The sequence below is a fragment of the Microbacterium martis genome, assembly GCF_047246685.1.
In the GTDB taxonomy this organism is placed as follows: Bacteria; Actinomycetota; Actinomycetes; order Actinomycetales; family Microbacteriaceae; genus Microbacterium.
Map to the genome: position 1 here is coordinate 169860 of NZ_JBFOKT010000003.1, position 18151 is coordinate 188010.

Annotated in this window: 25 protein-coding genes; 3 read left to right on the plus strand and 22 right to left on the minus strand. The window is 67.9% G+C overall.

Annotated elements, in window-relative coordinates; translation table 11 throughout:
* Positions 1-62: 62 nt before the first annotated feature.
* A complete protein-coding gene (gene ald / locus AB3M90_RS14400) occupies positions 63-1148 on the plus strand; it encodes an alanine dehydrogenase (protein ID WP_412953133.1) in 1086 nt (361 codons plus the stop codon).
* Positions 1149-1233: 85 nt separating this feature from the next.
* A complete protein-coding gene (locus AB3M90_RS14405; RefSeq protein ID WP_412953135.1) occupies positions 1234-2436 on the plus strand; it encodes a pyridoxal phosphate-dependent aminotransferase in 1203 nt (400 codons plus the stop codon).
* Between the two features lie 146 nt (positions 2437-2582).
* Here AB3M90_RS14405 and AB3M90_RS14410 read toward each other — a convergent pair whose 3' ends face one another.
* From AB3M90_RS14410 to AB3M90_RS14425, 4 genes are read right to left on the minus strand one after another with little or no spacing between them, the layout of a single operon-like run.
* Positions 2583-3713, minus strand: a complete 1131-nt coding sequence (locus AB3M90_RS14410) for a UDP-N-acetylmuramate dehydrogenase (RefSeq protein ID WP_412953138.1) — start codon at positions 3711-3713, stop codon at positions 2583-2585.
* Between the two features lie 12 nt (positions 3714-3725).
* Positions 3726-4124 (minus strand): MaoC/PaaZ C-terminal domain-containing protein, encoded by a 399-nt coding sequence (locus AB3M90_RS14415; protein ID WP_412953141.1) that lies wholly within the window; start codon positions 4122-4124, stop codon positions 3726-3728.
* Positions 4124-4597, minus strand: coding sequence for an FAS1-like dehydratase domain-containing protein (locus AB3M90_RS14420; RefSeq protein WP_412953144.1), 474 nt, complete (start codon positions 4595-4597; stop codon positions 4124-4126). Before AB3M90_RS14420 ends, AB3M90_RS14415 begins: the two co-directional genes overlap by 1 nt.
* Before the next feature lie 28 nt (positions 4598-4625).
* Positions 4626-5423, minus strand: coding sequence for a sulfite exporter TauE/SafE family protein (locus tag AB3M90_RS14425; protein ID WP_412953147.1), 798 nt, complete (start codon positions 5421-5423; stop codon positions 4626-4628).
* Between the two features lie 116 nt (positions 5424-5539).
* On the opposite strand from AB3M90_RS14425, the gene AB3M90_RS14430 reads away from it, so the two are divergent.
* Positions 5540-7114, plus strand: a complete 1575-nt coding sequence (locus AB3M90_RS14430) for an AMP-binding protein (RefSeq protein WP_412953150.1) — start codon at positions 5540-5542, stop codon at positions 7112-7114.
* Between the two features lie 185 nt (positions 7115-7299).
* Here the strand turns inward: AB3M90_RS14430 and rplQ are convergent, their stop codons facing one another.
* From rplQ to rplX, 18 genes are all read right to left on the minus strand, one after another.
* On the minus strand, positions 7300-7911 hold the full coding sequence (gene rplQ / locus AB3M90_RS14435; RefSeq protein ID WP_412953153.1) for a 50S ribosomal protein L17: 612 nt from the start codon (positions 7909-7911) through the stop codon (positions 7300-7302).
* Between the two features lie 34 nt (positions 7912-7945).
* A complete protein-coding gene (locus tag AB3M90_RS14440) occupies positions 7946-8935 on the minus strand; it encodes a DNA-directed RNA polymerase subunit alpha (RefSeq protein WP_116635696.1) in 990 nt (329 codons plus the stop codon).
* A gap of 125 nt (positions 8936-9060) precedes the next feature.
* The gene (gene rpsK, locus AB3M90_RS14445) at positions 9061-9459 is read right to left on the minus strand and encodes a 30S ribosomal protein S11 (RefSeq protein ID WP_412953156.1); all 399 of its coding nucleotides are present in this window, start codon (positions 9457-9459) and stop codon (positions 9061-9063) included.
* 31 nt (positions 9460-9490) lie between these two features.
* A complete protein-coding gene (rpsM, locus tag AB3M90_RS14450) occupies positions 9491-9865 on the minus strand; it encodes a 30S ribosomal protein S13 (protein WP_359797927.1) in 375 nt (124 codons plus the stop codon).
* Positions 9866-10010: 145 nt separating this feature from the next.
* Positions 10011-10127: a 50S ribosomal protein L36 gene (gene rpmJ, locus AB3M90_RS14455; protein WP_005050492.1), complete on the minus strand. Its 117-nt coding sequence runs from the start codon at positions 10125-10127 to the stop codon at positions 10011-10013.
* Positions 10128-10192: 65 nt separating this feature from the next.
* Complete coding sequence (gene infA, locus AB3M90_RS14460; RefSeq protein WP_017201569.1) at positions 10193-10414, minus strand: translation initiation factor IF-1; 222 nt, start codon at positions 10412-10414, stop codon at positions 10193-10195.
* Between the two features lie 155 nt (positions 10415-10569).
* Complete coding sequence (locus AB3M90_RS14465; RefSeq protein ID WP_412953159.1) at positions 10570-11244, minus strand: DsbA family protein; 675 nt, start codon at positions 11242-11244, stop codon at positions 10570-10572.
* Positions 11244-12095 carry a type I methionyl aminopeptidase gene (gene map, locus AB3M90_RS14470; protein ID WP_412953161.1) on the minus strand — a complete coding sequence of 284 codons (852 nt, stop codon included), beginning with the start codon at positions 12093-12095 and terminating at the stop codon, positions 11244-11246. The genes AB3M90_RS14465 and map overlap by 1 nt, the downstream gene beginning before the upstream one ends.
* 1 nt (position 12096) lies before the next feature.
* Complete coding sequence (locus AB3M90_RS14475) at positions 12097-12741, minus strand: adenylate kinase (protein WP_412953163.1); 645 nt, start codon at positions 12739-12741, stop codon at positions 12097-12099.
* Complete coding sequence (gene secY, locus AB3M90_RS14480; protein ID WP_412953165.1) at positions 12738-14060, minus strand: preprotein translocase subunit SecY; 1323 nt, start codon at positions 14058-14060, stop codon at positions 12738-12740. The genes AB3M90_RS14475 and secY overlap by 4 nt, the downstream gene beginning before the upstream one ends.
* 123 nt (positions 14061-14183) lie before the next feature.
* On the minus strand, positions 14184-14834 hold the full coding sequence (gene rplO / locus AB3M90_RS14485; protein ID WP_412953166.1) for a 50S ribosomal protein L15: 651 nt from the start codon (positions 14832-14834) through the stop codon (positions 14184-14186).
* A complete protein-coding gene (rpmD, locus tag AB3M90_RS14490) occupies positions 14834-15019 on the minus strand; it encodes a 50S ribosomal protein L30 (protein WP_067121122.1) in 186 nt (61 codons plus the stop codon). The genes rplO and rpmD overlap by 1 nt, the downstream gene beginning before the upstream one ends.
* The gene (gene rpsE, locus AB3M90_RS14495; protein WP_412953169.1) at positions 15019-15720 is read right to left on the minus strand and encodes a 30S ribosomal protein S5; all 702 of its coding nucleotides are present in this window, start codon (positions 15718-15720) and stop codon (positions 15019-15021) included. The genes rpmD and rpsE overlap by 1 nt, the downstream gene beginning before the upstream one ends.
* Positions 15717-16076 (minus strand): 50S ribosomal protein L18, encoded by a 360-nt coding sequence (gene rplR / locus AB3M90_RS14500; RefSeq protein WP_029260926.1) that lies wholly within the window; start codon positions 16074-16076, stop codon positions 15717-15719. The genes rpsE and rplR overlap by 4 nt, the downstream gene beginning before the upstream one ends.
* A gap of 2 nt (positions 16077-16078) precedes the next feature.
* Positions 16079-16615: a 50S ribosomal protein L6 gene (gene rplF, locus AB3M90_RS14505; protein ID WP_412953171.1), complete on the minus strand. Its 537-nt coding sequence runs from the start codon at positions 16613-16615 to the stop codon at positions 16079-16081.
* Between the two features lie 6 nt (positions 16616-16621).
* Complete coding sequence (gene rpsH / locus AB3M90_RS14510) at positions 16622-17020, minus strand: 30S ribosomal protein S8 (RefSeq protein ID WP_412953174.1); 399 nt, start codon at positions 17018-17020, stop codon at positions 16622-16624.
* Between the two features lie 181 nt (positions 17021-17201).
* Complete coding sequence (gene rplE, locus AB3M90_RS14515) at positions 17202-17792, minus strand: 50S ribosomal protein L5 (protein ID WP_412953176.1); 591 nt, start codon at positions 17790-17792, stop codon at positions 17202-17204.
* Positions 17792-18151: a 50S ribosomal protein L24 gene (gene rplX, locus AB3M90_RS14520; protein WP_067121114.1), complete on the minus strand. Its 360-nt coding sequence runs from the start codon at positions 18149-18151 to the stop codon at positions 17792-17794. Before rplX ends, rplE begins: the two co-directional genes overlap by 1 nt.

Genomic DNA, 18151 nt, shown 5'->3' on the forward strand with positions numbered 1-18151 from the left:
GATCTGGTCGGATGCCGACGTTTCTGCGAACCTGAGACGATACAGCCCATTCTGGAGGATCGATGAAGATCGGCGTTCCCACCGAGGTCAAGAACAACGAGAACCGGGTCGCTCTCACGCCGGCCGGTGCCGACCAGCTGGTGCGCGAAGGTCATCGGGTGCTCGTGCAGTCCGGCGCGGGCGTCGGTTCCGGCATCTCCGACGAGGCGTACAGGCGCGCCGGAGCCGGGATCGTCGCATCCGCCGGTGAAGCCTGGGGCGAGGCCGACCTCGTGATCAAGGTCAAGGAGCCGATCGCGCAGGAGTACGCCTTCCTCCGCCCCGAGCTCATCCTGTTCACCTACCTCCACCTCGCCGCCGACAAGGCGCTGACCGAGGCGCTCGTCGCCGCCGGGACGACCGCCGTCGCCTACGAGACCGTGCAGCTGCCCGACCGCAGCCTGCCCCTGCTCATTCCGATGAGCGAGATCGCCGGGCGCCTCTCGGTCACCGTGGGCTCCGCCTCGCTGATGCGCTCCGCCGGCGGCCGCGGGGTGCTCATGGGCGGCATCGCCGGTGCTCCCCGCGCGAAGACCGTCGTCATCGGGGGCGGCGTCGCCGGCGAGCACGCCGCCGCGAACGCGCTGGGCCTCGGCTCCCAGGTGACCGTCGTCGACATCTCCCTCCCCCGCCTCCGCGAGCTCGAGCATCGCTACGGCGGCGCGCTGCAGACCCGGGCCTCCAGCCGTTACGACATCGCCGAAGAGCTGACCGGCGCCGACCTCGTCATCGGCTCCGTCCTCATCCCCGGCGCCGCCGCGCCGAAGCTGGTCACCGACGAGATGGTCGCCGTCATGAAGTCGGGGTCGGTGCTCGTCGACATCGCCATCGATCAGGGCGGATGCTTCGAAGGCTCGCGCCCGACCACGCACGACGAGCCCACGTTCGCCGTCCACGACTCCCTCTACTACTGCGTCGCGAACATGCCGGGGGCGGTCCCCGAGACCGCCACCCGCGCGCTCACCAATGCGACGCTCCCGTACGTCTCGGCCATCGCCGGCAAGGGCTGGCAGCGCGCAGCATCCGAAGATCCCGCCCTCGCGAAGGGGCTCAACATCCAGGGCGGACGCATCACCCTCGAAGCCGTGGCCCGCGCCCACGGCCTCTGAGCGGCATCCGCCGGAGGAAAGAACGCCGGATCTTGCCGCCGACACGGCCACGAAGATGACGCCTCGCGCGAGTACGCTCGTAACCGTGACCGAACGCGCTCCCCTCTCCCGCAAGCTGTCCGCCATCGCCGAATCGGCGACTCTGAAGGTCGACGCCAAGGCGAAGGCGCTCAAAGCCGAAGGCAAGGACGTCATCTCGTATGCCGCCGGCGAGCCCGACTTCGCGACGCCGCAGTTCATCGTGGATGCCGCCGCCGAGGCCCTCGCCGACCCGGCCAGCTACCGTTACACGCCGGCTCCCGGCCTGCCCGCCCTTCGCGAGGCGATCGCCGCGAAGACGCTGCGCGACTCGGGGCTCGAGGTCTCGCCCGCCCAGGTCATCGTCACCAACGGCGGCAAGCAGTCGGTGTATCAGGCGTTCCAGGCCGTCGTGAACCCGGGCGACGAGGTGCTGCTGCCGGCACCGTACTGGACCACCTACCCCGAGGCGATCCGTCTCGCCGACGGTGTTCCGGTCGAGGTGTTCGCCGGCGCCGATCAGGAGTACAAGGTCACCGTCGAGCAGCTCGAAGGAGCGCGCACCGAGCGCACCACCGCGCTCGTCTTCGTCTCGCCGTCGAACCCGACCGGTTCGGTGTACACGGCCGAAGAAACCCGGGCGATCGGCGAGTGGGCGCTCGAGCACGGCATCTGGATCATCTCCGACGAGATCTACCAGAACCTCACCTACGAGGGAGCGTCGGCCACCTCGATCGTCGCGGCCGTGCCCGAGGTCGCCGGGCAGACGATCCTCGTGAACGGCGTGGCCAAGACCTACGCCATGACGGGCTGGCGCGTGGGCTGGATGGTCGGTCCTGTCGACGCGATCAAGGTCGCCGGCAACCTGCAGTCGCACCTGTCGAGCAACGTCAACAACGTCGCCCAGAAGGCGGCGATCGCCGCGCTCAACGGCCCGCAGACCGAGGCCGAGCAGATGCGCGAGGCGTTCGACCGGCGGCGGCGCCTCATCGTCTCGGAGCTGTCGAAGATCGACGGCCTCGTCGTGCCGAACCCGCTCGGAGCCTTCTACGTCTACCCCGACGTGCAGGGTCTGCTCGGACGCACCTGGGGCGGCGTCACGCCGACCACCTCGCTCGAGCTGGCCGACCTCATCCTCGAGCAGGCCGAGGTCGCCGTCGTGCCCGGCGAGGCCTTCGGACCCTCCGGCTACATCCGCATGTCGTACGCGCTGGGCGACGACCAGCTGCTCGAGGGCGTTCAGCGCCTGCAGCGCCTGTTCGCCTCCTGACCCCGCGCGCCCGCGCCCTCCTGATCGCCGAGACCCCGCGCTATCGCCGAGACCCCGTCTTATAGCCGCCCGCAGCCGGGGGTTTCGACGCGAAGAGGGGGTCTCGGCGAGCCGGGCCGGCGCGCGCGCAGCGCAACCAGCCAGCGCTAGAGCTCGACGCCGACCAGCACCGGCTCCGGCTGCAGCACCAGGCCGAACTCCGCGTGCACCCGGCTCTGGATGAACCGGGCGAGCTCCGCGACCTCGGCGGCCGTCGCTCCTCCGCGGTTGGTCAGGGCGAGCGCGTGCTTGGTCGAGACCGCCGCCCGCGAGCGGGGCAGTGCGAACCCCTTGCGGATGCCCGCGTGCTCGATCAGCCACGCGGCGCTCACCTTCACATCCGACGGCTCGGTCTTGGCAGCGGGCACCACGCCGTCGTATGACGCGAGCGGTATGACGGTGACCGCGTCGAGGTCGGGGGCGACCGGCCACCGCGGGCACTGCGGGGGGAGGGCGCGTGCGACGGCCTCCGGCACGATCGCGTTCTGGAAGAACGAGCCCACTCCGTGCGTGTCCGGATCGTCGTCGTCGAGCAGCATCCCCTTCGATGCGCGCGTCGCGAGGATGCGCTCGCGCACCCAGCTCAGTGGCACGGGGGCGTCGTCTGCGAGGCCGAGCGCGCGACGCAGCTGCTCGCCGCGCACGACCCGCTCGCCGGCGACGAGCAGGTCGAAGGTGACGGAGAGGATGACGGCGCGTCGCACGGGCACGCCGCCGTAGTGGTGCTTGAGCACGGACGTGCGGAAGCCGAGTCCGAGATCGGCGGCCGGCACCGTGGAGATCTCGCCGGAGGCCTCATCGATGAGCTCGACCTCGACCAGGGTCTCCTGGATCTCCTGCCCGTAGGCGCCGATGTTCTGCACCGGCGCGGCGCCGGTCGTCCCCGGGATGCCCGACATCGCCTCGAGCCCCGCGTAGCCGTGCTCGACGGCGTACGACACCAGCGCGTCCCAGCTGTGCCCGGCCTGCACGCGCAGGCGGATTCGTCCCGCGTGCGGCGAGGGGAGCTCTTCGATCCCGCTCGTCAGCACGCGGATCACCGTGCCGTCGAAGGCGGCATCGCCGACGAACAGGTTCGACCCTCCGCCGAGCACGAACCATTCGTCGCCGCGCAACCAGGTATCGCGCAGAGCGTCGACGAGGTCGGATGTCGTCGAGGCCTCGCGCATGCGCTCCGGTGCGGCACCGGTACGCAGCGTGGTGAGCTCCGCGAGGCGGACGGGCTCGACCTCAGGCATGGGTCGCCCGCATCAGACGGCGACCCGCAGCTGCGCCTTGACGAGCACCGTGGCCTCGCCGAAGGTGACCTTGAGGTCGATGCGCGCGGCCGTGTCGTCGACCGCGCCGACCGTCGCGACGACGCGCACGTCGGCCCCGTTCTCGGCGTCGACGACGACCGGCTTCGTGAACCGCACGCCGTAGTCGAGGATCCGCGCGTCGGCGTCGAGCGCTGCCACCACGACCGACGACGCGATGCCCATCGTGAGCATGCCGTGCGCGAGCACACCGGGCAGACCGACCGACGCCGCGACGTCGTCGCGGTAGTGGATCGGGTTGAAGTCGCCCGAGGCGCCGGCGTATCGCACGAGCGATTCGCGGGTGAGGTGCACGTCGCGCTCCGCGACGATGTCTCCGACCGTGTACTCCATCAGGCGGCGCTCCCCTCGTGTGCGTCCGCGTCGTCGGCTCCGACCAGGAGCACGCTCGTGGCGGTCACGACGTGGTCGCCCGCGGCATCCGTGATCTCGGCTTCGCTGGTGATCATCGCGTTCCCGCCCATCATGCGGATGCCGGTGACCCGCAGCTGTGCGGAGAGCTCATCGCCCGCCACGATCGGCCGGGTGTAGGCGAATCGCTGCTCGGCGTGGATCGTGCGGGCCAGCACGATGCCCGAGTCCTCTTCGGCGAGCAGCTGCTGGAGCGTGTGGTCCTGGATGACCATCGCGAACGTGGGCGGAGCGACGACGTCGCTGTATCCCGCCGCCCTCGCCGCCTTCACGTCGGTGTGCTGCGGCGCATCGGCGAAGACCGCTCGCGCGAACTCGCGCACCTTCTCTCGTCCGACCAGGTAGGGGGCCGTCGGCGGGAACTCCCGGCCGACCAGATCTTGGTTCACTGCCACCTCTCGATCCTACTTCGGCCGCGCGGTGTCACTTCCTTCTGCGGCCGCGGATCGCTTTCAGGGCCATCTGCACGGCGATGACCACGAGGTACGCCGCGAACAGCAGGTTGCCGAGCGCAGGGTCGACGATCGTCGCCAGCCACGCACCCAGGGCCGTGGTGGTGCAGGCGCAGAGACCGATGGCGAGCGCGGCACGGAGGTCGACATTCCGGTGACGCAGGTTGCCGATCGTCCCCGAGATGGCCGTCGGGATCATCATCAGCAGCGACGTGCCCTTGGCGGCGAGGTCGCTGGTGCCGAAGGCGAGCATGAGCACCGGGACGACGATCACTCCCCCGCCCACTCCGATGAGACCCGCGAGCACCCCGGTGCCGACGCCCACGGCCAGCAGCGCGAGTCCGGAGAGCCAGGTGAGCTCGAAGACCGCATCGCGCGACGGGATGACCAGGAACAGGCTGACGATGACGACGACGAGGAAGCCGACGAAGCCCCAGCGCAGAGCGGTCTGCGAGATGCGCGGGAGGAGCCGGGTGCCGATCTGCGCACCGACCACTGCTCCGGCGGCGAGGATGAGCGCCGGGATCCACGCCACCGATCCCGACACGGCGTAGGAGATGACTCCCACGGTCGCCGTCGGGACGATCGCCGCCAGCGACGTTCCGGCCGCGAGGCGCTGGTCGAAACCGAGCAGGAGCACGAGCAGCGGAACGATGACGGTGCCCCCGCCGACACCGAAGAGTCCCGACAGGAGTCCGGCGAGCAAGCCGATGCCGATGAACGTCAGGTACGCGCGAGGGCCGCGATGCAGGGCCTGCGCGTCACTCACCGGTCCAGCCTACTCGCGAGGGCGTGGACGACGCGGATGCTGGAACCGAGTGCCCGTGTATGCGAGACTGCATGCCATCGAGCGACGCGGTCGACTCACGGATCGAAGGAGATCTCATGGTTCGCAGCCCCCATCCCGACGTGGAGATCCCCGATGTCTCGGTGTACGACTATCTGTTCGGCGATCTCGACGAGGATCGGCTCGACGCGGTCGCTCTGATCGACGGGACGAGCGGAGCGACGACGACCTACCGCCGGCTCGTGCAGCACATCGGCCTGTTCGCCGGCGCGCTCGCGGCCCGAGGAGTGGGCGTCGGCACGCGCGTCGGCGTGCTGTGCCCGAACGTCCCGGCCTTCGCGACGGTCTTCCACGGCATCCTCCGCGCGGGCGCGACCGCGACCACCATCAACTCGCTGTACACGCCCGATGAGATCGCGAACCAGCTGACCGACGCCGACGCCGAGTGGCTGATCACCGTGTCTCCGCTCCTTCCGGGCGCTCGGGCCGCCGCCGTCACGGTCGGCATCCCCGACGACCACATCATCGTGCTGGACGGCGCCGACGGACACCCGTCGCTCGCAGCGCTCCTCGGCGAGGGCCACACTCCGCCCACGGTGTCGTTCGATCCGGGCGAGCATCTCGCCGTGCTGCCCTACTCCTCCGGCACCACCGGTCGACCCAAAGGGGTCATGCTCACACACCGCAACCTCGTGGCGAACGTGAGTCAATGCCGATCCACCATCTCCCTGGCCGACGACGACCGCGTGCTCGCCGTGCTGCCGTTCTTCCACATCTACGGCATGACCGTGCTGTTGAACTTCGCGCTGCGCCAGCGCGCCGCGCTCGTGACGATGCCGAGGTTCGACCTCGCGGAGTTCCTTCGGGTCGTGGCCGAGCACCGCACCTCATGGGTGTTCATCGCTCCCCCGATCGCGGTCGCGCTGGCGAAGCATCCGCTCGTCGACTCGTTCGATCTCTCGTCGATCAAGGTCGTGTTCTCGGGCGCCGCGCCGCTCGACGGCGCGCTCGCCTCGGCCGTCGCCTCCCGCCTCGGATGCACGGTCTGCCAGGGATACGGCATGACCGAGACGAGTCCGGTGACCCATGCGATCCCCGCCGACCGGATCGACATCGATCGCTCCTCCGTCGGCCTCCTGCTCAGCGGCACCGAGGCACGACTGCGAGATCCGGAGACGGGCGACGACGTCCGCGTGCCCGCCGGCGGGGTCAGCGCGCCCGGCGAGCTGCTCATCCGCGGCCCCCAGGTCATGAAGGGCTACCTGAACCGGCCGGATGCCACGGCGGAGATGCTGGACGACGACGGCTGGCTGCACACCGGTGACGTCGCCACGATGACCGATGACGGCGTCTTCCGGATCGTCGACCGGCTGAAGGAGCTCATCAAGTACAAGGGCTACCAGGTGGCCCCCGCCGTGCTCGAGGCCGTGCTGCTCGAGCATCCCTCGATCGCGGATGCCGCCGTCATCGGCGCACTCGACGACGACGGGCAGGAGGTGCCCAAGGCCTTCGTGGTCCGCCAGGCGGATGCCGACCTCGACGCGGAGGCGGTGATGCAGCACGTCGCGGCGCACGTCGCCCCGCACGAGAAGGTGCGGCAGGTCGAGTTCATCGACGTCATCCCGAAATCGGCATCGGGAAAGATCCTCCGCAAGGATCTGCGCGCCCGGTGACGCGGCCTCCTCGGCTCCCGACCCGATCCGCTCATCGCGTCCCGATACGCGGACCGATGCTGCATATCCGTGAGCAGATCGGGACCGGCTCCGCAGATCGGGACCGGCTCCGCAGATCGGCTCGGATGCCGGACGCACGAAGCCCGCCACCCCGGGAGGGGCGGCGGGCTTCGTCGTGAGAGAGGTTACTTGTTCTCGACAGCATCCTCGGCGGCGGCCTCAGCGGCCTCGCCCTCGGCCTGCGACTCGGCGCCGGCGTCGGCGGCCGTCTCGTCGGCGGCCGTCTCGTCGGCGGCGGCCTCGTCGGCGGCCGTCTCGTCGGCGGCGGCCTCGTCGGCTGCGGTCTCCTCGACGGGCGCCTCCTCGGCGGGCTTCTCCTCGGCGACGGGCGCCGCGGCAGCCGGAGCAGCCTTCTTGTTCGACTTCGCCTTCGGGGTGACAGGCTCGAGGACAAGCTCGATCACGGCCATCGGAGCGTTGTCACCCTTGCGGTTGCCGACCTTCGTGATGCGCGTGTAGCCGCCCTCACGCTCGGCGACCAGCGGAGCGATCTCGGCGAACAGCGTGTGCACGACGCTCTTGTCGCCGATGACCGACAGCACGCGACGACGCGCGTGCAGGTCGCCGCGCTTGGCGAAGGTCACCAGACGCTCGGCGAGCGGACGCAGGCGCTTGGCCTTGGTCTCGGTCGTCTTGATCGACTTGTGGGTGAAGAGAGCCGCCGCGAGGTTGGCAAGCAGCAGGCGCTCGTGGGCGGGGCCGCCTCCGAGGCGGGGACCCTTGGTGGGCTTGGGCATAATCGTCTAACTCCAGGTCAGAGGGGGTCGGGTATCAGAAGGACTCGTCTTCGCTGCCGCCGTAGAAGTGGGCGCCGTCGAAACCGGGCACCGAATCCTTGAGCGACAGACCGAGCGAGATGAGCTTGTCGCGCACCTCGTCGACCGACTTCTGGCCGAAATTGCGGATGTTCATGAGCTGCGTCTCCGAGAGGGCGACGAGCTCCGAAACGGTGTTGATGCCCTCACGCTTCAGGCAGTTGTACGAGCGGACCGACAGGTCGAGGTCTTCGATCGGCATCGACAGCTCGCTGGAGTTCACAGCCTCCACCGGCGCCGGTCCGATCTCGATGCCCTCGGCCTCGACGTTCAGCTCGCGGGCGAGACCGAACAGCTCGGTGAGCGTCTTGGCCGCCGACGCGACGGCGTCGCGCGGGCTGATCGACGACTTGGTCTCGACATCGAGGACGAGCTTGTCGAAGTCGGTGCGCTCACCGGCGCGAGTCGCCTCGACGCGGTAGCTGACCTTGAGGACGGGCGAGTAGATCGAGTCGATCGGGATCTGACCGGCCTCGGCGTACTCGTTGCGGTTCTGCGTCGCCGAGACATAGCCGCGGCCGCGCTCGATGGTGAGCTCGAGCTCGAACTTCGCGGTCTCGTTGAGCGTCGCGATGACGAGCTCCGGGTTCTGCACCTCGACGCCGGCCGGAGCCGAGATGTCGGCCGCGGTGACTTCGCCCGCACCGGTCTTGCGCAGGTAAGCGGTGATGGGCTCGTCGCGCTCCGACGAGACCACGAGCTGCTTGATGTTGAGGATGATCTCGGTGACATCCTCCTTCACGCCGGGGATGGTGCTGAACTCGTGCAGCACGCCGTCGAGACGGACGCTGGTCACGGCGGCGCCGGGGATCGACGACAGCAGGCTGCGACGCAGCGCGTTGCCGATCGTGTATCCGAAGCCGGGCTCCAGAGGCTCGATGATGAACCGGCTCCGGTTCTCGACGATCTTTTCCTCGGTCAGGGTGGGACGCTGTGCAATGAGCACTGAAGTGTTCCTTTCGATCACATGCCCGCTATATGACATGTGGTGTGGTGAGGTCTTGAGTTAGAGAGGTCGTGCCCGCACGCGGGCATGCGAGGGATGCCGTGGCATCCCTCGCATGGGCCGAATCAGACGCGGCGGCGCTTCGGCGGACGGCAGCCGTTGTGCGCCTGCGGGGTGACGTCCTGGATCGAACCCACCTCGAGGCCGGCGGCCTGCAGCGAACGGATCGCGGTCTCGCGGCCCGAGCCCGGGCCCTTCACGAAGACGTCGACCTTCTTGACCCCGTGCTCCTGCGCCTGGCGGGCAGCCGACTCGGCGGCGAGGCCGGCGGCGTACGGGGTCGACTTGCGCGAGCCCTTGAAGCCCACGCCACCCGACGAAGTCCAGCTGATGACAGCGCCGGACGGGTCGGTGATCGAGACGATCGTGTTGTTGAACGTCGACTTGATGTGGGCCTGGCCCAGCGCGATGTTCTTCTTCTCCTTGCGGCGCGGCTTGCGCGCGGCGGCCTTGGGTGCAGCCATGAAAGTGTTCTCCTAATCCCTGGGGCCGCGCTTAGCGGGCCTTCTTCTTGCCTGCGACGGTGCGCTTCGGGCCCTTGCGGGTACGGGCGTTGGTCTTGGTGCGCTGACCACGGACCGGGAGACCACGACGGTGGCGGATGCCCTCGTAGGAGCCGATCTCGACCTTGCGGCGGATGTCTGCGGCGACCTCGCGGCGAAGGTCACCCTCCACCTTGTAGTTGCCTTCGATGTAGTCGCGGAGGGCGATCAGCTGGTCGTCGCTGAGATCCTTCACGCGGATGCTCTCGTCGATGTCGGTCGCCTTGAGGATCTCGACCGAGCGGGTACGGCCGACGCCGTAGATGTAGGTAAGGGCGATCACCACGCGCTTGTCGCGCGGGATGTCAACGCCGGCAAGACGTGCCATGCGGTTCTCCTGGATGTTGTGGAGGTGTGGAGCAGGATCGGTGCCCGGGCCTCCGTCCCGAGGTGTCGGCTCCGATGGGCCGCTGAGCCCGTCGAAGCGTCTGATCCTGCCGTTGTGTATTGAGTTGTGAGTCAGATCCGGTCGATCAGCCCTGGCGCTGCTTGTGGCGCGGGTTGCTCTTGCAGATCACCATGACGCGGCCGTGACGGCGGATCACCTTGCAGTGATCGCAGATGGGCTTGACGCTGGGGTTGACCTTCATGATGTTTCCTGTTCGCTGTCTTCACCGGGCAGGCACGGATGCCTGGGGTGTTACTTCTCGACCGATCAGCGGTAGCGGTAGACGATGCGGCCGCGGGTCAGGTCGTAGGGGCTGAGCTCCACGACCACGCGGTCCTCGGGGATGATGCGGATGTAGTTCTGCCGCATCTTTCCGGAGATCGTCGCCAGGACCTTGTGTCCGTTGCTGAGCTCGACGCGGAACATCGCGTTGGGCAGAGCCTCGGAGATCACGCCCTCGATCTCGATGACACCGTCTTTCTTAGCCATAGCCTCGCTTGCGCTTCTGCAGACCGGTCGATCTGCGGTGGGTGGGTGGTGTGCGGTGCCGAACCGATCGGACACGCCGAATCAAGGCACAAGGCACCAAAGATCTATGATATCCGACGGGCAGGCATCCGGCAACTCGACGCGGATGCCGCGATTCAACCGAGCAGGTCCGTGAGCTTCTTCATGTCGGCGGCGTTCTGCAGGTCGAGACGCGTGCCGTTGATCTCCACGGTCGGCGTGCCGCCGATCTCGTTGGCCTTGGCCTGGGCGGCACCGAACTTGCGATAGGTCTCATCGTTGATGCACTCTACGGCGTCATCAGCGCCGGCCTGCGCGGCGAATTCGGCGAGCTGCTCGTTGGTCAGCCCTGTGGTGTTCTCGGCCGGCTGATTCTCGAACAGCAGGTTCGCGAAGTCGAGGTAGAGGTCGGGGTTCGCCTCGGCGACGCAGATCGCCGCTCCCGCCGATCGGGACGAGTACTCCGTCCCTTGCGAGTAGCGGTCGAGGATCGCGATCGGGTGGTACTCGAGGTTGATGCTGCCGTCTTCGGCCTTCGCGGCGAGGGCTTCGCCGAACTGGTCCTCGAACGCCTTGCAGGCGGGGCACTGGAAGTCGACGAAGACAGCGACGGTGTCGTCTGCCTCGCCCTCGCCCAGCGAGATCGATCCGGCCTCGGCGTCGAACGCGCCGTTGCTCTCAGGGGTGGCACCCGGCGCGGTGGCCTGGTTGTTGAGGAACACCACGAGACCGCCGAGCACGACCAGGACCACGACCACGGCGATCGAGACGCCGATCGCGAACCAGTTCGTGTTGCTCTTCGCCGTTGCCATCACATTCCGATCTCTCGAGGCTCGACCCCGAACGGGGCGAGTCCGGCCTTTCCTCCATCGGGCGCGGTCAGCACCCAGATACCCCCATCATGGCGGGCGACGCTATGTTCCCAATGTGAGCCGTCTGTGCCGTCGACCGTCGTGACGGTCCAGTCGTCGTCCTCGACGAAAGTCGCCTCGCCTCCCGCGGTGACCATCGGCTCGATCGCGAGGACGAGCCCCGGCTTGATGTCGGCGCCGCGGTCGGCGGTGCGGTAGTTGAAGACGCTGGGCGCCTCGTGCATCTTCCGGCCGATGCCGTGACCGACGTACTCGCGGAGGATGCCGTACGTCTCGCCCGAGACGGGTGACGGTCCCTGCGCCTCGATGTACTCCTGAATCGCGGCGCCGATCTCGTCGATGGACGTTGCGGAGGCCATGGCCGCGATGCCCGCCCACATCGATCCCTCGGTCACGCGCGAGAGCTCCTGTCGTGCCGCGACGACCTCGGGGCGCTCCGCATCGGGGATGACCACGGTGATCGCGCTGTCGCCGTTCCAGCCCTGGAACTGCGCGCCGCAGTCGACCGACACGATGTCGCCGGGCTGCAGCACCCTCTCCCCTGGGATGCCGTGCACGACCTGCTCGTTCACCGAGACGCAGATCGTGTGGTGGTAGCCGCGCACCAGCTGGAAGTTCGACTCCGCGCCGCGTTCGACGATGGCGCGATTCGCGGCGGCGTCGAGCTCGAGCGTCGTGACTCCCGCGCGGATGAGCGGACGCACCGCGTCGAGGGCCGCTGCCGTGATCAGGCCGGGCTCGATCATCGATCGGAGCTGAGCCGGGGTCTTGTAGATCGACCGGCGGAACATCTCAGGAGGCCGAGGCCACGACGCGGAGACCGCGCGCGGCCAGAGCCGCCGAGATCCGCTCGGTGATCGCGTCGAGCTCCCCGGTGCCGTCGATGCGATCGACGATGCCCTTGTCCTGGTAGACCTCGACGATCGGCGCGGTCTCCTTCTCGTAGATGTCCAGACGATGCGCGATGGCCTCGTCGGTGTCATCCGATCGTCCCTGCTCGGCTGCGCGCAGCCCCAGGCGGGCCATGCTCTCCGCGCGCGGCACGTCGAGAACGATGACCGCGTCGAGCGACTCGCCCCGGTCGGCGAGGAACTCCTCCAGGTGACCTACCTGGGCCACATTGCGCGGATAGCCGTCGAGCAGGAAGCCACCCGCGGCATCCGTCTGGGAGAGGCGATCGCGCACGATCTCGCTCGTCAGCTCGTCGGGCACGAGGTCGCCCTTGTCGAGGATCTCCGTGACCTGCTGACCGAGGGGAGTGCCCTCCTTGATGTTCGCGCGGAACATGTCACCGGTCGAGATGACCGGGATGCCGAAGGCCTCGGCGATGCGCACGCCCTGCGTGCCCTTGCCGGAGCCCTGCGGGCCGACGATGAGCAACCTGGCACTGGGTTGGTGTCCTTCGACAGGCTCAGGAGCCCAGTGTGATGCTGTCATCGGAGAAGCCCTTCGTAGTGACGCTGCTGCAGCTGCGCGTCGATCTGCTTGACCGTCTCGAGACCGACACCCACGATGATGAGGATCGACGCGCCACCGAACGGGAAGTTCTGGTTGGCGCCGACCGTCGCGAGCGCGATGAGCGGGATGAGCGCGATGAGGCCCAGGTACAGCGAGCCGGGGAGCGTGATGCGGGTGAGGACGTAGTCGAGGTACTCGGCCGTCGGACGACCGGCCCGGATGCCGGGGATGAACCCGCCGTACTTCTTCATGTTGTCGGCGACCTCGACCGGGTTGAAGGTGATCGCCACGTAGAAGTACGTGAAGCCGATGATCAGGAGGAAGTACGCCGCCATGTAGACGGGGTGGTTTCCGGTCGTGAAGTTCGCGCTGATCCAGGTGACCCAGGGAGCGGGCACCGAGCCGTCCTGCGGGGTGTTGAACTGCGCGATGAGCGCCGGGATGTAAAGCAGCGACGAGGCGAAGATCACGGGGATCACTCCCGCCATGTTCACCTTGATCGGGATGTACGTGTTCGTGCCGCCGTAGGTGCGGCGACCGACCATGCGCTTGGCGTACTGCACCGGGATGCGCCGCTGCGACTGCTCGACGAAGACGACGAGACCCATCACCACGATGCCCACGAGGAGCACCAGCAGGAAGACCTCGAAGCCCCGGGTCTGCCAGATGAGGCCCATCGCGCCGGGGAACGTCGCCGCGATGGAGGTGAAGATGAGGAGCGACATGCCGTTGCCGATGCCACGCTCGGTGACCAGCTCGGCGAACCACATGATGAGTCCGGTGCCGGCGGTCATCGCCATGATGATGAGCAGCTGCGCCCACCACACGTCGTTGGTCAGCAGCTGCTGACAGGCCGCGAGGTCGGTCGTGCCGAAGAGCTGCCCGCTCCGTGCGACGGTGACGAGCGTGGTCGACTGCAGGAGAGCGAGCGCGATGGTGAGGTAGCGCGTGTACTGGGTCAGCTTGGCCTGGCCCGCCTGACCCTCTTTGTGCAGCGCCTCGAAGTGCGGGATGACCACGCGCAGGAGCTGGGTGATGATCGTCGCGGTGATGTAGGGCATGACGCCCAGAGCGAAGATCGAGAGCTGCAGGAGGGCGCCGCCCGAGAAGAGGTTGACCAGTCCGAGGAGTCCGTCGGTTCCGCTGTTGGCCGCGAGACACTCTTCGACGTTCGGGAAGTTGACGAACGGAGCGGGGACATTGGAGCCGAGCCGGTAGATCGCGACGATGGCGAGAGTGAAACCGATCTTCCGACGCAGGTCGGGCGTGCGGAAGATCCGCGCGATGGCGCTAAACAAGAACGTTCCTCCTGAAAGGCTGGCCGGTTCCCTAAGGACGGCTGAAAGACCAGGGTAACCCACGGCCCCGGTCCCGGATTGCCGAGAGGGGCCGGAGAATCTCCGACCCCTCTCACGCAGTGGTTACTTGACGGAACCGCCCGCAGCCACGATCTTCTGCTCGGCGGAACCCGAGACCTTGTCGACCGAGACGGTGAGCTTGACGGCGATGTCGCCGTTTCCGAGAACCTTGACCTTCTCGTTCTTGCGAACGGCACCCTTGGCGACGAGGTCGGTGACGGTGACGTCTCCCCCGCTCGGGTACAGCTCGGCGAGCTTCTCCAGGTTCACGACCTGGTACTCGACGCGGAACGGGTTCTTGAACCCGCGAAGCTTCGGGGTGCGCATGTGCAGCGGCATCTGCCCACCCTCGAAGCCCACGCGAACGGTGTTGCGGGCCTTCGTGCCCTTGGTGCCGCGACCGGCCGTCTTGCCCTTCGACCCCTCACCGCGACCGACACGGGTCTTCGCGGTGTTGGATCCGGGGACCGGACGCAGGTGGTGCACCTTGAGCACGCCCGGGCGGGATGCCGGAGCATCCGCCTTCGGCGCGGCCTTCTTGGCGGCGGGCTTCTTGGCGGCGGTGTCGGCCTTGGCGTCGGCGGCGGCGGACGTAGCCGCTGCCTTCTTCGCTGCCGGCTTCTTCTCCGCCGTCTTCTTCTCGCTCGTCTTCTCGGCGGCCTTGGGAGCGGCAGCCTTCTTCGGGGCCTTCTCGGCCTCGTTCTTCTCAGCCATTAGTCGATCTCCTCAACCTTGACGAGGTGGGCGACGGTCTTGACGTAGCCGCGCGTCTGCGCGTCGTCGGGGCGCACGGTGCTGTCACCGATGCGCTTGAGACCGAGGCTGCGCAGCGTGTCGCGCTGGTTCTGCTTCTCGCTCACCTTGGACTTGATCTGCGTGACCTTGAGGCGTGCAGCCATCAGGCACCTACCTTCTGTGCGGCGATGGCGTCGGCCTCCGCACGGACGAGACGCGCCGGAGCGACCTGGTCGAACTCCAGGCCACGACGCGCGGCGACCGCGCGAGGCTCCTCGAGCTGCTTCAGGGCGGCGACGGTCGCGTGCACGATGTTGATCGTGTTCGATGAGCCGAGCGACTTCGACAGGACGTCGTGGATGCCGGCGCACTCGAGCACGGCGCGGACCGGACCACCGGCGATGACACCGGTACCGGCGGCGGCGGGACGCAGCAGCACGACGCCGGCCGCGGCCTCACCCTGCACGGGGTGCGGGATGGTGCTCGCGACGCGCGGCACGCGGAAGAAGTTGCGCTTGGCCTCTTCGACGCCCTTCGAGATCGCCAGCGGGACCTCACGCGCCTTGCCGTAGCCGACGCCCACCAGGCCGTTGCCGTCGCCGACGACCACGAGAGCGGTGAAGCTGAAGCGACGACCACCCTTCACGACCTTCGAGACGCGGTTGATGGTGACGACGCGCTCCAGGAACTGGTTGTCGCCACGGTCGCGCGAGTTGCGGTCGCGGCCGCCCTGGTTGCGGTCGCCACGGCCGCCGCGGCGGCCGTCGCGCTGGTCGCGAGACGGCTCGGACTGCGTGGTGCCGGCCGCGGTCTCGGAAGTGGCAGCAGCCGCTTCGGTCACTTCGTTCTCCTTGTTGTCACTCACAGTGCCAGACCCCCTTCGCGGGCGCCGTCGGCGATGGCGGCGACACGACCCGCGTAGCGGTTGCCGCCACGGTCGAACACTGCCTCGGAAACGCCGGCGGCCTTCGCGCGCTCGGCGAGGAGCTCGCCGACCTTGCGTGCCTTGGCGGTCTTGTCACCCTCGAGCGAACGCAGGTCGGTCTCGAGCGTCGAAGCCGACGCCACGGTGTGACCCTTGCTGTCGTCGACAAGCTGCACGAAGACGTGGCGAGCCGAACGGTTGACGACGAGGCGCGGACGCACCTCGGTGCCCACGACCTTCTTGCGAAGGCGGGCATGACGACGCGCGCGGGCGTCGGACTTTGACTTGAGAGCCATGGTTACTTACCACTCTTTCCGGCCTTGCGACGCACGTTCTCGCCGGCGTAGCGCACACCCTTGCCCTTGTACGGCTCGGGCTTGCGGATCTTGCGGATGTTGGCAGCTGCCTCTCCGACAGCCTGCTTGTCGATCCCGCTGACGGTGAGCTTGTTGGTGCCCTCGACCGTGAGCGTGATCCCGGCGGGCGGGTCGATCAGGACCGGGTGCGAGAAGCCGAGGGCGAACTCGACCGAGCTGCCCTTCTGCTGCACGCGGTAACCGGTGCCGACGACCTCGAGACCCTTGGTGTATCCCTGGGTCACGCCGATGATGTTGTTGCTGATGAGAGTGCGGGTCAGGCCGTGGAGCGACCGCGACTCGCGCTCGTCGTCGGGGCGGGTGACGAGAACCTGGTTCTCCTCGACCGTGACCTCGATGGGGCTGGCCACCGTCAGGGTGAGCTCACCCTTGGGGCCCTTCACCGCGACCTGCCGGCCGTCGACCGAGACGGTCACGCCCGCAGGAACGTCGATGGGAAGTCGTCCGATACGCGACATTTCGGATCACCACACGTAGGCGAGAACTTCTCCGCCCACGCCCTTCTGCTCAGCCTGACGGTCGGTGAGAAGACCGGAGGAGGTGGACAGGATGGCCACGCCGAGACCGCCGAGGACCTTGGGAAGCTCGGTGGACTTCGCGTACACGCGGAGACCGGGCTTCGAGACGCGCTTGATGCCGGCGATCGAGCGCTCGCGGTTCGGGCCGTACTTCAGCGACAGCGTGAGGTTCTTGCCGACGCGTGCGTCGGAGACCTCCCACCCCGCGATGTAGCCCTCCTGCTGGAGGATCTCGGCGATGTGCGTCTTGAGCTTGCTCGACGGCAGGGTCACGGAGTCGTGATGCGCCGAGTTCGCGTTGCGCAGACGGGTCAGCAGATCTGCGACCGGGTCTGTCATTGTCATTGTGTTTTTCCTTTGTTCATGAGGTTCCGGCTGCCGTTACACGACAGACGGCCTGCGATGAGCGACGGCTCGGAAGAGCCACAATCTTCAATTGTAAATGCACAGCGACGCGCGCTTCGACAGGCTCAGCAACCCAGCGGGGCCGACGAGCGACCCATGGGTCCCTGAGCCTGTCGAGGGATCACGCCTGGGCGTCGTCCGAGCGGAACGGGAAGCCGAGGTGACGGAGCAGAGCCCGGCCCTCGTCATCCGTCTTCGCGGTGGTGACGACGGTGATGTCGAAACCGCGAACCCGGTCGATCTTGTCCTGGTCGATCTCGTGGAACACGCTCTGCTCCTGGAGACCGAAGGTGTAGTTGCCGTTGCCGTCGAACTGCTTGGCCGACAGTCCGCGGAAGTCGCGGATGCGGGGCAGTGCGAGCGAGACCAGACGGTCGACGAACTCCCAGGCGCGGTCGCCGCGCAGGGTGACGTGCGCACCGATGGCCTGGCCCTCGCGCAGCTTGAACTGCGCGATGGACTTGCGGGCCTTCGTGACGATCGGCTTCTGGCCGGTGATCTTCGTCAGATCGTCGACCGCGCCGTCGATCACCTTGCTGTCGCGAGCTGCCTCGCCGACACCGGTGTTCACGACGACCTTGACCAGACCGGGGATCTGCATGACGTTGGCGTAGCCGAACTCGTCCTGCAGAGCCTTCTTGATCTCGCTGTTGTACTTCTGCTTCAGGCGCGGCTGGATCTTGCCAGCCGGCGCGGCAGTGTCGGTGCTCATCAGAGGTCCTTACCGCTCTTCTTCGCGTAGCGCACGCGGACGGTGCGCTTCACGCCGTCCTTGGTCTGCTCCTCGACCCGGTGACCGACCTTGGTCGGCTTCTTGGTCGAGGGGTCGACGAGTGCGACGTTCGAGATGTGGATGGAGGCCTCGACGGTCTCGAGGCCACCGGTCTTCGTGCCACGCTGCGTCTGACCGACGCGCGTGTGCTTGGTGACGTAGTTGACGCCTTCGACGATGACGCGGTTCTTCTCGGCGAGGACCTCGAGGACCTTGCCCTGCTTGCCGCGGTCGCCGCCGCGCTCCTGCGTGGCTCCGGTGATGACCTGGACCAGGTCACCCTTCTTGATCTTCGCCAT

Excerpts from the sequence above, each read along its gene's own strand:
- ald (WP_412953133.1), top strand. The coding sequence starts at position 63 with ATGAAGATCGGCGTTCCCACCGAGGTCAAGAACAACGAGAACCGGGTC.
- rplF (WP_412953171.1), bottom strand. The coding sequence starts at position 16,615 with ATGTCGCGTATCGGACGACTTCCCATCGACGTTCCTGCGGGCGTGACC.
- map (WP_412953161.1), bottom strand. The coding sequence starts at position 12,095 with ATGTTCCGCCGGTCGATCTACAAGACCCCGGCTCAGCTCCGATCGATG.
- AB3M90_RS14410 (WP_412953138.1), bottom strand. The coding sequence starts at position 3,713 with ATGCCTGAGGTCGAGCCCGTCCGCCTCGCGGAGCTCACCACGCTGCGT.
- AB3M90_RS14465 (WP_412953159.1), bottom strand. The coding sequence starts at position 11,244 with ATGGCAACGGCGAAGAGCAACACGAACTGGTTCGCGATCGGCGTCTCG.
- infA (WP_017201569.1), bottom strand. The coding sequence starts at position 10,414 with ATGGCTAAGAAAGACGGTGTCATCGAGATCGAGGGCGTGATCTCCGAG.
- rplE (WP_412953176.1), bottom strand. The coding sequence starts at position 17,792 with ATGAGCACCGACACTGCCGCGCCGGCTGGCAAGATCCAGCCGCGCCTG.
- rpsH (WP_412953174.1), bottom strand. The coding sequence starts at position 17,020 with ATGACAATGACAGACCCGGTCGCAGATCTGCTGACCCGTCTGCGCAAC.
- AB3M90_RS14475 (WP_412953163.1), bottom strand. The coding sequence starts at position 12,741 with ATGACAGCATCACACTGGGCTCCTGAGCCTGTCGAAGGACACCAACCC.
- rplO (WP_412953166.1), bottom strand. The coding sequence starts at position 14,834 with ATGGCTGAGAAGAACGAGGCCGAGAAGGCCCCGAAGAAGGCTGCCGCT.
- rplQ (WP_412953153.1), bottom strand. The coding sequence starts at position 7,911 with ATGCCCAAGCCCACCAAGGGTCCCCGCCTCGGAGGCGGCCCCGCCCAC.
- rplX (WP_067121114.1), bottom strand. The coding sequence starts at position 18,151 with ATGGCGAAGATCAAGAAGGGTGACCTGGTCCAGGTCATCACCGGAGCC.
- AB3M90_RS14430 (WP_412953150.1), top strand. The coding sequence starts at position 5,540 with ATGGTTCGCAGCCCCCATCCCGACGTGGAGATCCCCGATGTCTCGGTG.
- AB3M90_RS14415 (WP_412953141.1), bottom strand. The coding sequence starts at position 4,124 with ATGGAGTACACGGTCGGAGACATCGTCGCGGAGCGCGACGTGCACCTC.
- rpsM (WP_359797927.1), bottom strand. The coding sequence starts at position 9,865 with ATGGCACGTCTTGCCGGCGTTGACATCCCGCGCGACAAGCGCGTGGTG.
- rpsK (WP_412953156.1), bottom strand. The coding sequence starts at position 9,459 with ATGGCTGCACCCAAGGCCGCCGCGCGCAAGCCGCGCCGCAAGGAGAAG.
- rpmJ (WP_005050492.1), bottom strand. The coding sequence starts at position 10,127 with ATGAAGGTCAACCCCAGCGTCAAGCCCATCTGCGATCACTGCAAGGTG.
- rplR (WP_029260926.1), bottom strand. The coding sequence starts at position 16,076 with ATGGCTCTCAAGTCAAAGTCCGACGCCCGCGCGCGTCGTCATGCCCGC.
- rpmD (WP_067121122.1), bottom strand. The coding sequence starts at position 15,019 with ATGGCTGCACGCCTCAAGGTCACGCAGATCAAGTCCAAGGTGAGCGAG.